This window comes from Virgibacillus salexigens (assembly GCF_014905415.1).
GTDB classification, from domain to species: Bacteria; Bacillota; Bacilli; order Bacillales; family Amphibacillaceae; genus Virgibacillus; species Virgibacillus salexigens.
The window spans coordinates 176,416-189,598 of sequence record NZ_BNEO01000002.1; the positions used below are offsets into that span (position 1 = coordinate 176,416).

11 protein-coding genes and 1 riboswitch are annotated in these 13,183 nt (G+C 37.1%); of the genes, 8 read left to right on the forward strand and 3 right to left on the reverse strand.

Going from position 1 to position 13,183, the window contains the following annotated elements:
• Positions 1-377: 377 nt before the first annotated feature.
• Complete coding sequence (locus JKP73_RS08405; RefSeq protein ID WP_021291792.1) at positions 378-620, reverse strand: helix-turn-helix domain-containing protein; 243 nt, start codon at positions 618-620, stop codon at positions 378-380.
• Between the two features lie 63 nt (positions 621-683).
• Positions 684-1,316, reverse strand: a complete 633-nt coding sequence (locus JKP73_RS08410) for a sigma-70 RNA polymerase sigma factor region 4 domain-containing protein (protein WP_021291791.1) — start codon at positions 1,314-1,316, stop codon at positions 684-686.
• Between the two features lie 282 nt (positions 1,317-1,598).
• Between JKP73_RS08410 and JKP73_RS08415 the strand changes: the two genes are divergently transcribed.
• On the forward strand, positions 1,599-3,209 hold the full coding sequence (locus tag JKP73_RS08415) for an alkaline phosphatase D family protein (RefSeq protein ID WP_101953537.1): 1,611 nt from the start codon (positions 1,599-1,601) through the stop codon (positions 3,207-3,209).
• A 197-nt stretch (positions 3,210-3,406) separates the two neighbouring features.
• On the opposite strand, the gene JKP73_RS08420 is transcribed toward JKP73_RS08415, so the two are convergent.
• The gene (locus JKP73_RS08420) at positions 3,407-4,657 is read right to left on the reverse strand and encodes a DNA polymerase IV (protein ID WP_021291789.1); all 1,251 of its coding nucleotides are present in this window, start codon (positions 4,655-4,657) and stop codon (positions 3,407-3,409) included.
• 181 nt (positions 4,658-4,838) lie between these two features.
• Between JKP73_RS08420 and JKP73_RS08425 the strand changes: the two genes are divergently transcribed.
• From JKP73_RS08425 to JKP73_RS08455, 7 genes are all read left to right on the forward strand, one after another.
• Entirely contained in the window at positions 4,839-5,768 is a 930-nt protein-coding gene (locus JKP73_RS08425; protein ID WP_038244612.1) for a DoxX-like family protein, read from the forward strand.
• A complete protein-coding gene (locus JKP73_RS08430; protein WP_021291788.1) occupies positions 5,755-6,369 on the forward strand; it encodes a DUF4166 domain-containing protein in 615 nt (204 codons plus the stop codon). Before JKP73_RS08425 ends, JKP73_RS08430 begins: the two co-directional genes overlap by 14 nt.
• Positions 6,356-8,023 (forward strand): YndJ family protein, encoded by a 1,668-nt coding sequence (locus JKP73_RS08435; RefSeq protein WP_051739131.1) that lies wholly within the window; start codon positions 6,356-6,358, stop codon positions 8,021-8,023. Before JKP73_RS08430 ends, JKP73_RS08435 begins: the two co-directional genes overlap by 14 nt.
• The gene (gene dacB / locus JKP73_RS08440) at positions 8,024-9,382 is read left to right on the forward strand and encodes a D-alanyl-D-alanine carboxypeptidase/D-alanyl-D-alanine endopeptidase (RefSeq protein WP_160807246.1); all 1,359 of its coding nucleotides are present in this window, start codon (positions 8,024-8,026) and stop codon (positions 9,380-9,382) included.
• A gap of 68 nt (positions 9,383-9,450) precedes the next feature.
• Positions 9,451-9,569: riboswitch (SAM riboswitch) on the forward strand.
• An 87-nt stretch (positions 9,570-9,656) separates the two neighbouring features.
• Positions 9,657-10,709 (forward strand): LLM class flavin-dependent oxidoreductase, encoded by a 1,053-nt coding sequence (locus tag JKP73_RS08445; protein WP_038244608.1) that lies wholly within the window; start codon positions 9,657-9,659, stop codon positions 10,707-10,709.
• A 17-nt stretch (positions 10,710-10,726) separates the two neighbouring features.
• Complete coding sequence (locus JKP73_RS08450; RefSeq protein ID WP_038244602.1) at positions 10,727-11,704, forward strand: ATP-grasp domain-containing protein; 978 nt, start codon at positions 10,727-10,729, stop codon at positions 11,702-11,704.
• A gap of 221 nt (positions 11,705-11,925) precedes the next feature.
• Positions 11,926-13,128 carry a cation:proton antiporter gene (locus JKP73_RS08455; RefSeq protein WP_160807245.1) on the forward strand — a complete coding sequence of 401 codons (1,203 nt, stop codon included), beginning with the start codon at positions 11,926-11,928 and terminating at the stop codon, positions 13,126-13,128.
• Positions 13,129-13,183 lie beyond the last annotated feature (55 nt).

Sequence of the window (13,183 nt, forward strand, 5' to 3'; positions counted from 1 at the left end):
GTTAAGCTTTTTCCGCACGGTATGATGATTAAACTAAGCATCTGATGGAAGAATAATTACGGCTTGTAGAGAAACTCCTGTGTTTTCTACAAGCTTTTTTTCTCTGGACGATTAGGCGTGAACAACCGATTTCCGCGAGAGAACGGTGGGGACTCATTGTGAAACCTAACATACAGGGGTATCAAATCGCTGGGTCTTTCCCAGGATTCTCGCGTTCGCGCCCTCCAGTCATAGAAATGATCCTCTTCCATCCAGCTAGGGTAGCTAGATGGAAGGGTACCTTTCTATTTTGATCGGTAACTGTTCTTTAATTGAAACCATTCAACCACTACCACTAGGAGTTCTAGCTGTCGAGATCTTTCTGCTTTTCCTAGTTTTTAGTGTTTGAATTCGGATTGTTTCTGCTTAAATTCAGTGAAATTGTATGTCTTATTAAAATCGAATTCCCGTACCATTTCAATTAACTTTATTCTTAGCTCCTGATATAGATCAGCTTGTTCTTGTATCGGTGTTTGTTGTAAAGATGCTTTAATTTTTGGTTCGAACCTTTCCAAAATAATAGAAATGGCTGCTGTATCTGAATTTTGGGCTTGTTTTGTTAGATCTACCAATTTAGCCATGCTATCTCTCCTATCGTTTAAACGTTTATTTAAATAAAACAGTGAAAAGTGATCAGAGAAGGCTTAAAGCATCGTCTTATCTTCGAGTAATTTTCTTCTTAGCTTCGCTAAGACGTTATTTCTTGTCTTTGTAACGGCCTGTTGAGATACATTGTCTTTGGCTGCTATTTGTGTATCAGTCATCTCAAATACGTATGCAGCTTCGATAATGTGTTTTTGTTTTGTTGTTAGAGAACAAATAGCTTGATATAGTGCAGGATTTTCAACTTTGTTTTCTAATTTGTTATCCCGTTCAACAATTGTTTCATCCAAAGGCTTTATTCGTGGATCTTCCCATATTTCTACGTTGGTTATGTCAGAATTCAGATCGTGGGTAATAGGTTGATCTAAGATGCTTTGCTGTCTTTTACAATCTTGTTTTCTTTTTTGATCGTAGCGGATTGCTTCTCTTCTTACCGTATTGGACAATTGGCTAATTAATCGTATTTCTGCGTGATGATCCTTAAAGGCATTATCGAGCTGTCGTTTGGCATTTGTGGTGTTTGTTAGAATGGCCCTCTTCAATAACTCTCTATGCTCTTGTGTTTTTAGAAAGGATTGCATTAATTTGTTCTTAAATAGAGCTTGATTGTCATTAATGAATTGCTGTATTTCTGGTTCTGCTGCTTGTCCATAGGAAGTATTCAGCTTTTCCATTATATTCTCCTCCCCACATAGCTTGAAAAAATCACATCAAAACAGAACATTTGTTCTTATATCATTATATAAAATATAGAGGGACATTTCTAGGTCTATTACATAATTTTAATGTTTAATTTTTTTTAAAAACCCTAAGTTATTAAGTTTGGTTCTAAATTAAAAGAAAAACTTTTTAACAAAGGGTTGTGATTTTAATTATTTATTTGCCTTTATATAGTAAGCGAGTATTTAATATGTAAAGCTCGCAATCAATTCTATGAAAAGATAGGGAGGAGAAACATGATGAACAATAATTTTTCTAAAGGGATGAAAGGTTCACTAAAAACGGTTATTAAAAAAGGGTTGAAGCCTGCAAGTAATGAGTTAATTCGTTCTGTAGTACCTGTATTTAATAATAACCCATTCCAGTTGGGGGTAGCTTCTGGGGATCCTCACCCTGATGGTGTCGTATTATGGACAAGGCTTGCTCCAGAACCACTTGCTGAGAATAGCTGTGGTGGAATGCCTGACTACCAAATACCAGTAGAATGGGAAGTGGCAGAGGATCAAAATTTCCAACTGGTGGTGAAGCAGGGGTTTGCTGTGGCCTTGCCGGAGCTTGCTCATTCGGTTCATGTTGAATTAGAGGGATTAGAACCTAGTCGATATTATTATTATCGTTTTAAAACTGGTTCTTACGTCAGCCCTGTTGGCAGAACAAAAACAGCACCTGCAGCAGATGCTGATATTTCTTCACTCTCATTCGCAATGGCTTCTTGTCAGGCATGGTACCATGGTTATTTCACAGCATACAAACATATGGCTGCTGAGGATTTAGATTTTGTATTTTTCCTAGGAGATTATATTTATGAATATGCCATTAATACTTCTAATTTGATGCGTCCTGTTGAACTTTCAAATGCTCACAATACAAAGGTTGTTACACTGGATCAATATCGACTGCGTTACTCATTGTTTAAAACAGATCCTGATTTGCAAGCAGCCCATGCAGCATTTCCATGGATTATTACTTGGGATGATCATGAGGTGGAGAACAATTATGCCGATGAAGATTCACAATATGGAGCTTCTGAGCGTCAGTTCTTGCTCCAACGTGCCGATGCCTATCAGGCGCACTATGAGAACTTACCACTTCGTAGTATATCGGCTCCTGAGGGACCGGATATGAGACTGTATCGCAATTTAAGGTATGGCAACTTAGCAGAATTTAATGTGCTAGATACTCGTCAATATCGTGATGATTATAGCTCTTCCGTTATTGTGAGTGGTTCAGAGGCGGAAGAACGCTTAGATCCAGAACGAACTATCTTGGGAGAGGAACAGGAACAATGGCTAATGAATAACTTACAGCATTCTAATGCTACTTGGAATGTCCTTGCTCAGCAGGTAGTCATGGCTCAAGTAGATCGTGATCCTGGAATAGGAGAAGAATATAGTATGGATATGTGGGACGGGTTCGTTTGCAGTCGAGATCGAATTTTTTCCGCTTTCAAAGAGTATCAGATTACCAATCCAGTTGTGCTTTCTGGTGATATACATCGGCATGCCGCTGCAAATCTAAAGGAAGACTTTAATAATCCTTGCTCAGAAACCATTGCTTCTGAATTTGTGGTTACCTCTATTGCTTCAGACAGCGATGGTTCAGAAACGGATCATCTTGGTCCAATTTGGCTGGCAAATGAGCATGTGAAGCTATATAATGCTCAACGTGGGTATGTTCGCTGCCATGTTACACCTGATCAATGGCGTACCGACCATCTTGTTCTCCCTTATATTACAAGGAAAGGGGCTCCAATTGAAACCTATGCCAGTTTTATCGTAGAAAATGGACAGCCTGGACTACAGGAAGTCAACAAATTAGTATCTGCTAAGTCGAACACGAACGGTTAATGAATAGGCTGAATTATTTCATTTAAGGTCGAGGTAAGGGTATTTGAATAAGCAAATTAGTAAATCAAATAGGGAGGCTCCAACTGGAACAGCGGGGTCGTGATGATCCACTCGGCTAAGCGATTTTTACTTAGCCGAGTTAGCTGTGGTCCTTTAGATGATTCGTTTTCTTACTATTCCATCCTGATTTGAATGATTTAAGCATAGTGTCCACCGATTTTTTTACTTCTTTCTAATGTAATGCCAGCATCCGTATAACTCACAGCCCGAAGAATGGAAGTAGTACCATGTTTGGCTCGAATCGAATCCATTGTATAACCAATATCAGTCTTTTTAGCTCTATCCTCGAATAGATCAAGCTGTGTATCTTGCTTTTCGTATAAATGATCTAATGTAACATAAGCACGTCGAATACTGCTTATCCCATCATAAAAGTTTAAAAATAAATCCATACAAACATGGTAAACATCCATAGTCACATTTGTCGGAAGTGGAATAGACCGTGAACGGGAGAACCCACCTCCTGTGGCTTTTGAATAACCAATTCCTAAGTGAATCGTTCTTCCGGCCATGTTAGCAGTTCGAGCTCTCCGGCATACTTCTTCACATAAATCAAGGATACAAACTTCTGTTTCTTGTTTGGAGTAATCACGCAGTAAGGAAATGCCATGGCCAAAACCTTTCTGTTCTGTTTTTACGAAATTCCCAAGTACAGGGCTTAAATCAACGCCCCAAGCATGCCAATAAAGTTGTTCTCCCATAACGCCAAATCGTTTTTTTAAATGATCTAAATCGTAGCGAGCCAGTTGTCCAAGTGTTACAATTCCCATACGATTTAGGTTTTTCTTCATTCGATTTCCAATTCCCCATATTTCTTCTATTGGGAATGGCCATAATTTTTCTTCTACTTCTTCGTATTTGCATTCTGCAATACCTTGTTTTTTAGCATGGAGGTCCATTACAACCTTAGCTAGAAATTTATTATCGCCAATGCCAATAGAACTCGTAATTCCAAAGCATTCTAGAATGTCTTGTTTTATACGATTGGCTACTTCCCAACGATTACCAAATAGCTTTTCCAAGCCATTCACGGTTACCCAGACTTCATCAACTGAATATGGATGAATAGCTTCTTTAGGTACATACTGATTAATTAATTTTGTTATTTCGGCAGACACATATAAGTAATCGGCCATATGTGCTGGCACAATATATATATCTGGATCATCTGGTAGTTCAAAGAAACGACTAACATTACTAATGCCATATTTCTTTTTTAAAGCTGGGGAAGCAGCCAGTACGATACTTCCGGATCGATTCGGATCTCCTACTACTGCAAGTAGTACCTGCATTGGATCCTTTCCTAATTTAACTGCTTCGACACTTGCATAGAACGAACGCATATCAATACATAGAACATCGTTACGTGGGTACGATGCATAATTCATAGTTATTCACCTTCAATAAGAACATTTGTTCTTATTATATGCAAATAGAACTAATTTATACAATGGAAATTTATACATGTATAGGTAATTACTATCAAATTCTGTATACCGTTTATTATGGGAACCACCATTTTGAGGGTGAAGAATATGTTATATTGAAATGGGGATAGGAGGTAAAGCTATGAAGCGTAAACCAATCTATGTAGAATTACCAATTCAGTCAGACATCAATACGCTATGGGAAATAACACAAAACCCTAACTTGCATGAACAGTGGGACCTTCGTTTTTCATCCATTACTTATTTACCAAGGGAAAGTGAGGAGCAGCCTCAAGAATTCTCCTACAAAACGAAAATTGGTTTTGGCTTCTGTATAGAAGGATGGGGGAAAAGTATAGGAAAAGTTCATACAAAGGATAGGACAAGTGTATCTTCCTTACAATTTGGTACAGACCAAAACCTATCAATTATAAAAGAAGGAGGGGGGTATTGGGAATACAAACCACAAGAAAATGCTACGTTATTTTTAACAAAATATAACTATAAAACAAGGTTTGGATGGTTAGGGAAATACTTTGATTTCCTAATTTTTCGCCCGTTAATAAGTTGGGCAACTGCCATAAGTTTCGATGTTTTAAAACGATGGGTGGAAACAGGAGATAGTCCCTCGTCACAATATTTCCGCCTTTTTAGTAGTTGGTTATTCATCTACTTTTTTAGTTTTGTTTGGATCTATCATGGGCTTACTTCCAAGTTAATACACCAACACCCAGCTGAATTATCAATGATGCAAATGACTTTCTCGATAAAAGCAAACGAAGCATCGGTACTAGTTATAGTCACTGGAATGGTAGAGGTAATAATTGGGTTGTTGTGGTTGGGCTACAAGAATAGAGGGTTATTATATAGAATACAGATTGTCATTTTCTTAATATTCGCCATTGTATCCAGCTTAACAGTACCAAGCCAACTTTTTCATCCGTTTAATCCGATAACGTTTAATATGGCATTGTTGGTGATTTCTATTGTGGGACTCACTATTTACAAGAATATTCCCACGGCAAAAAATTGTAAACGAAAGCAAGAAGGAGTTAAAAATGTCCATTTATAAAAAGATTTTAGGGAATGATTTTTATCATCTACACCCTATGTTACAAAAACGGTATGAGTTTAAAGATAGCTATCAATTCAAAGGAAAAGGAGTGATGAGATACATTACTAATAAGTCAAAGTGGTTATTTCCATTGTTCTTATTCAGTCAGAAATATAAGTTATTTTTTCCGGAAACAGGAAAAAGCGTTCCGTTTAAAATTATAAATACACAAACGATAGGGAATAACGGAATGGAGCAGGTGCATTGGGAAAGGGTATTTTATTTTAATGATAAGAAGCGATATTTTAATGCCTCCATGTATCTCGACTTGGAACAAAAGCTTATTCAGGACTATTTAGGTGAGCCTTCTAAATGTTATTCTGATTTATTATTATCAGTAACAAAGGATGGGGGATTACGAATTAATTCTAAAGAACAGCGTCTTATATTCCCGTTTTTAGAAATACCATTACCAAAAATCGTACAAGGATTGGCTACAGTTACGGAAAAATATTTGGAAACAAAAGCGGTATATTATATTCAGGTTAACGTGACGAATCCTTTAATCGGAACCATTTTTTCATACGAAGGGGAGTTCGTAGAAGATGACGTTTCTTAAAGTTGCGGGCGCGAATAGTATTTTATTTATAATAATTGCTTTAACAGGGAATCATTCCTGGTATTTTTTATTGCTAACTGCTGCGCAATTGCTTTTCGTTCCTTGTATGTTACATATTGTTTTGAGGCAGGAAGAAAGCTGGATTTCTACATACTTTCCTTATGCAGGGATAATGGCTTCCATTTCGATCTTTATTTTACAATTTTCACAAGAAACCTCAATGGATACCATACTAGCAATACTGTATTTATTATTTACAGTCATGATTGCGTTATATGGGGTAAAACGTTTTCTTCAAAGAGGATTTGCGTATTTTGAGGAATTTATCATCGATATCGGACTTATATATATCCTTATTGGCGGCATGTGGTTTGTTGCGCATATAGCAACAATAGATACCGGCTTTTCTCCGATGATTACATGGTTAACAGCAAACCATTTTCATTATGCTGCATGCATATTACCTATCTCTGTAGGGTTGTTAGGAAGACTCTATAAATCCAAAATGTACAAATGGGTAAGTAGTATGATTATCATTTCTCCGGTGATAGTGGCATTAGGTATAACCTTTTCTGTCAAAATAGAGTTCTTATCTGTTATTCTGTATATTATCGCTATATATGGATTAATTCACTTATCTTTTAAGGTAGTGTTTAAGAGTAGTCTCCAAAAATGGTTGATCTGCATATCAAACGGAGCTTTATGTGTCTCTATTCTATTTTCACTGTTGTACGCAGTTGGAAATCTTTCCGGATGGTTTTCGGTATCGATAGATTTCATGATTCTTTTTCACGGTATAATTAATTCAATTGTGTTTGCTGGCTTTGGTACAGCTGGTTGGATCATTGCTCCTCCTTTTTCAAACCAAAGGAATAAACCATTTCCACGAAGTAAGATAAAGGGGAAGGGGATCATAGGTGAGGAAATAATCAAAGGGAAGACAGATAACCAATTTTATAATGGTTTAGTAGACTGTATGGAACAGTATGCGAATGAAATTCAACTGGATACATTATCACAAATGATTATTGATTTCTATGAGAATACGAAAAACTATCAGCTATTTGCTGAAGTAAGGTGGAAAAACTGGTTTAAACCGCTAGCGATAATATATAGACAAATTAGTCGTATCATAAAACAATTGAATCTGCCTTTGTCAAGTAGAAGACAGGAAATGACAGGTGCTATTCACTCGATTGATGATCGTATGGATGGAAGAACCAATGTAAGAGCGTGGGTGAGGAAGATCAAAAACGAAGTTATCTTTGTAGCACTTTATTCTTCCCATCAAAATAACGATCAAACGTATATGAACATCGCATTACCTTTACCAGGGACAGCTATGATTGGCATTTTAGAGTTAAGTCAATATGGTGAAAAGTTACAATTATCTAGTAAAAAATTGAAATATGAACAAGCAGATTCTGGTATCTATTTAATTGTTGGAAAAGGCTTATTTAAGCTCCCAATTGAAGAGACGTTTGAAGTGGAAGAAACAAATGAAGGAAAGCTTAAAGCAAAACATCAAATGTGGCTGTTTTCTATTCCCTTTTTAAACATAGATTATGATATTGTGCCAAGCGAACGACAAAACGAGAATATAAAAGAGGCACATCAGAGAACCGTGGGTATTGGGAAGAGAGGTGGTGATTAGGTGAAGAAGTCTATTGATACATATCTGAAACAGTCTCCAAAACTGGCTGGAGCAATTGTTGGTGTTAGTATTCGACGAGCAGATACTGGTGAAACGATTTATGAACATAAAGCAGACACTAGATTACGTCCAGCTTCCAATATGAAGTTGTTGACAGCAGCGGCCAGTCTGGCTGTATTAGGTGAAGCGTATCGCTTTTCGACAGAGATACGTACAGATGGAATAATAAAAGGGGAATGCTTAGTAGGAAATGTATACCTAATAGGAAAAGGGGATCCTACTTTATTACCGAAAGACTTCGCTGGATTTGCTGCCAAACTTAGAGCAATGGGTATTCAGCATATTTCAGGGAAGGTTATTGGGGATGATACTTGGTATGATTCAGTTCGTCTCTCGCCAGATATGATTTGGAGTGATGAAACGTATTATTACGGTGCGCAAATTTCAGCCTTAACAGCTTCTCCAGACAGTGACTATCATGCTGGAACAATTAAGGTGGAGATTAGACCAAATAAGCTGGGGGAAAATCCTATAATTACCTCTTCACCGGAGTCTACATATATTGAAATAGATAATAAGGCAGTTACCGTAGAAACGAATAAAAAAGAAAATATAATATTTGAGCGTCAACATGGAAGCAATTTAATTACGATAACAGGCGAGATTCCCGATAGGCACGAAGGATTGAAAGAGTGGGTATCGGTATGGGAACCAACAGGATACGCTGTTGATTTGTTCAAACAGGCATTAACTAAACATCATATTACCTATAGTGGAGGGTGGGAGATAGCTAAAGTACCAACCAATACAAAGTTATTGCATTTTTGTTATTCTATCCCCTTATCGAAATTGATGGTTCCATTTATGAAGCATAGTAACAATACAATTGGTGAAATCTTGATAAAGGAAATGGGCAAGCAGGTGTATGGGGAAGGTAGTTGGGAAAAAGGATTAAATGTGTTAGAAAAACAACTTGTGAATTTTGGGATGGAGACAAAAGGATTGATGTTGCGAGACGGATCCGGAATATCTCATATGAATTTGATACCAGCAAACCAAATTTCCTGGTTACTATATGTGATTCAAAAAAAGGAATGGTTTTCAACCTATTTTCACGCCTTGCCAGTTGCGGGGGAATCAGAAAGGGACATTGGTGGTACCTTACAGCACCGTATGCATGGGTTACCGGTTCAGGCCAAAACAGGCAGTTTATATACCATTAGTACTTTATCCGGTTATGCAGAAAAAGCGAACAAAGAAAAAATTGTATTTTCCATTATGTTCAATAATTTATTAGATGAGGAAGAAGGAAAACGAATGGAGAATCAACTATTGGATATGATGATCCATTCCGAATGATAAGAGTTATCAAAATTGACAGATAAGCATATTTGCGATAGGCTTAATATAGTGAATTAAATATTGTGTTCTTATCCAGAGAGGTGGAGGGATATGGCCCCATGAAGCCTCGGCAACAGGTTTTTATAACCATTTATAAAAAGACTGTGCCAAATCCATCAAGTCCATGTGACTTGAAAGATAAGAAGAGAACTGAAATAACAAGATTTCAAACTCTTTTCTTATCGGAAAAGAGTTTTTTGTTTTGGGAAAAATTCATCTGGGAGTGGAGTCAATGAAATATGGATTTTGGTTACCAATATTTGGTGGATGGTTACGTAATGTAGATGATGAACATATGCCGCCAACCTTTGAATATGCGAAGACAGTTATTCAAGCGGCAGAGGAATGGGGATATGATACAACGCTAATTGCGGAACTTTATTTAAATGATATAAAAGGAATAGAAGCAGATTCATTAGAAGCATGGTCTACTGCAGCTGGGTTAGCAGCAGTAACGAATAAAATAGAAATTATGACTGCTGTGCGTCCAGTATTTCACCACCCAGCGGTTACTGCGAAAATGGCTGCAAATATCGATCGCATGAGCAATGGGCGATTTACTCTTAATATTGTCTCTGGTTGGTGGGAAGAAGAAGCTAAACAGTATGGTGGAGACTTTACAGAACATGATGAGCGGTATGCAAGAACAACAGAATTTATCGATATACTAAAAGGTTTATGGACAGAGGACACTTTTTCTTATCATGGAAGGTACTATCAAATTGAGGATACAAAATTGGAACCAAAGCCGCTGCAACGCCCCAATCCCATGTTATACGCTGGGGGAGAAAGTGAAAAGGGTAAGCAGGTAATTTCCACACTATGTGATGCTTATGTCATGCATGGTGGCACGGTTGAAGAGGTTGCTGACAAAATTAAAGATATGAAATCACGTAGAAGGAAAGCAAATAAAGATCCGATTCGATCATTTGGAATGGCAGCTTATGTAATTTGTCGGGAAACAGAAGCGGCAGCACTTACGGAATTAGAACGAATCACCATGGTAAAAGACACAAGTGGATATAGTGGATTTGGAGATTTCACTTCAAAATCACAGTTAGAACAAGCTGTTCAGTTAAAGGATTATTCTGTATCTAATCGAGGATTACGTCCACATTTAATAGGAACACCAGAACAAATAGCGGAACGAATTCTCGAATATGAGAGGGCAGGTGTTGATTTGCTATTATTACAATGCTCTCCGCAGTTAGAAGAGATGAAACGTTTTTCTGAACAAGTTATGCCTTTAGTCGAACAACTACGTAAAGAACAAACAACGGTATAAAGGAAGGAAGATATGTAATGAGTAAAATATATATCCTACATGAAAATCCAGAATGGACAAGCCATTTAACTGCTAGATTAGAAGAATTGGGATTACCTTATGAAGACTGGTTACTGAATGATGGCACGGTCGATTTATTAAGTGAACCACCTAAAGGAATTTTCTATAATCGAATGAGTGCTTCTTCGCATACAAGAGGGAATCGTTTTGCTCCTGAATTGACGAATGCAGTGTTAGCATGGTTGGAGTATCATGGTAGAACAGTAATTAATGGTAGTCGAGCATTACAGCTAGAAGTAAGTAAGGTCCAACAATATTTGGAATTGGAAAAATATGGAGTGAGAACGCCGAGAACAGTGGCTGCTGTTGGGAAATCGCAATTATCAGAAGCAGCTGAATTATTCGAAGGGAGATCGTTTATTACCAAGCACAATCGAGCTGGAAAAGGGTTAGGCGTACAACTGTTTCATAGCAAAGCAGCATTAGAACAATATATTGAAAGTGAAACATTTGAAGAACCCGTTGATGGTGTAACGTTAATACAAGAATACATTCATTCTCCATCAGCATCTATTACCCGCTGCGAATTTGTAGGTGGAGAATTCGTATATGCAGTAAAGGTTGACACATCTGAAGGGTTTGAACTCTGTCCTGCAGATGCCTGCACGATTGAAGATTTATTTTGTCCGGCAGGGGAACAACAAGCGCAGAATGAAAAATTTCAAATTCGACAAGGGTTCCATCACCCCATTATTGAAAAATATAAAGAGGTACTGGCTGCTAATCATATTCAAGTAGCAGGTATTGAATTTATTGAAGACGAACATGGAACCATATATACCTATGATATTAATACAAATACCAACTATAATAGCGATGCTGAAGCAAAAAGCGGTGTTTTTGGAATGCTTGAGCTAGCAACTTATTTAGGAGAACAATTAAATAAAGTAAATCTCTATTCTGATCAGCCTTCTCTTTCCCTTACCGAAAAATAGAACAAAGCATTAGAATTGCCGATTCTTTATGTACTATAGTCAGGGCTAAGAATTAGTAATCGATCCTTTTCTATTGATTTTCTAGTGATAAACTGTCGTGTTTAATAAGCCGTTACATGGATAACATGTTACGGCTTTTTGTATTTCCACTTGCGTTTGATATTCTGTCTTTAGGGTAAATTTATAGGATAGTTAGTTTTCAAAAGGAAAGAGGATGACCAATGACTGTACACCAGATTTTATTGTTAGTAATCATAGGGTATCTTGTTTTTTCTGTAGATAAAAAACAAGAATTTTTTCCTGCTCCGGTTATCTTAGTATTGTTTGGTTTGTTGTTATCGATGTTTCATTATTTTGACAATATTACGATAACAAAGGAACTTTTATTTCATGTTTTTCTACCGGCTTTGTTATTCATATCTGCTTATCAGTTTCCTACTCAAGCCCTGAAACGAAACAAAATACTTATTGGAACGTTAGGAACATTTGGTTTATTTTTGACAATCGCAATTTTGGCTGTTCTCATTTATGTTATTGGAAATTTATTCATATCTTTATCATTGGCAGCGGCATTGCTGATTGCTGCTATCTTATCTCCGACAGATCCTGTTTCTGTTGTAACGATCCTAAAAAAGTCGTCCGATGACCAACAGGTCGCAGAAATTGTCGAAGGTGAATCCATGCTAAATGATGGAACAAGTATTGTTGTATTCAGTGTGCTGTTAAGTATGTATACAAAAGGGACGAGCTTTGATTTTGGCGGTTTTATTAATGAATTTCTTTTGGTTTCGTTGGGGGGCGTAGCAATCGGCGTAAGCTTTGGTTGGTTAATGAGTAAGGCCATTCATTACACGTACCATCGTCAATATCAAGTAATGCTAAGTATTATCGTTGCTTATGGTAGTTTTTACTTAGGGGAGTTACTCGGAGTATCAGGTGTCCTTTCTACTGTGACTGCCGGTATGATGCTTTCCTATGAATTTGGGAGAAATATTAAAGAAGTGCATTTTAAGGATCAACTGGATGGTTTTTGGGAGATCATTGAACTAACTATTTTATCTTTAATTTTTTTACTTATTGGTGTACAAACCGCAAATTATCTTGCTGCTTCTGAATGGACCCTGGCTATTATTATTTTTATATGTACATTAATGGTCCGGTTTGTCGTAATTACTTTAATTACTAAATTGCGCATAAATTGGAAGCGAACTATATCTATAAAAGATGCTGCTATTATTACCTGGGCTGGGATAAAAGGCACAATGTCTGTAGCTCTGGTTCTTGGGCTAGAAGCAGCTGTAGATAAAAATAATCCAATCATACCATTGTTATTCGCCATAATATTACTGTCTTTGATCATTCAGAGTGTTGGCGTTTATCCGCTTACAAAGAGACTTAAAACTAATGGACTGAGGCATAACTAAAAATGAATAATTCGGATGCGAATTATTCATTACCTGTCTTAATTCTCAATGTGAA

What these genes read in the sequence shown, in the direction of transcription:
- JKP73_RS08405 (WP_021291792.1), bottom strand. Translation starts at nt 620, where the DNA reads ATGGCTAAATTGGTAGATCTAACAAAACAAGCCCAAAATTCAGATACA.
- JKP73_RS08410 (WP_021291791.1), bottom strand. Translation starts at nt 1,316, where the DNA reads ATGGAAAAGCTGAATACTTCCTATGGACAAGCAGCAGAACCAGAAATA.
- JKP73_RS08415 (WP_101953537.1), top strand. Translation starts at nt 1,599, where the DNA reads ATGATGAACAATAATTTTTCTAAAGGGATGAAAGGTTCACTAAAAACG.
- JKP73_RS08420 (WP_021291789.1), bottom strand. Translation starts at nt 4,657, where the DNA reads ATGAATTATGCATCGTACCCACGTAACGATGTTCTATGTATTGATATG.
- JKP73_RS08425 (WP_038244612.1), top strand. Translation starts at nt 4,839, where the DNA reads ATGAAGCGTAAACCAATCTATGTAGAATTACCAATTCAGTCAGACATC.
- JKP73_RS08430 (WP_021291788.1), top strand. Translation starts at nt 5,755, where the DNA reads ATGTCCATTTATAAAAAGATTTTAGGGAATGATTTTTATCATCTACAC.
- JKP73_RS08435 (WP_051739131.1), top strand. Translation starts at nt 6,356, where the DNA reads ATGACGTTTCTTAAAGTTGCGGGCGCGAATAGTATTTTATTTATAATA.
- JKP73_RS08445 (WP_038244608.1), top strand. Translation starts at nt 9,657, where the DNA reads ATGAAATATGGATTTTGGTTACCAATATTTGGTGGATGGTTACGTAAT.
- JKP73_RS08450 (WP_038244602.1), top strand. Translation starts at nt 10,727, where the DNA reads ATGAGTAAAATATATATCCTACATGAAAATCCAGAATGGACAAGCCAT.
- JKP73_RS08455 (WP_160807245.1), top strand. Translation starts at nt 11,926, where the DNA reads ATGACTGTACACCAGATTTTATTGTTAGTAATCATAGGGTATCTTGTT.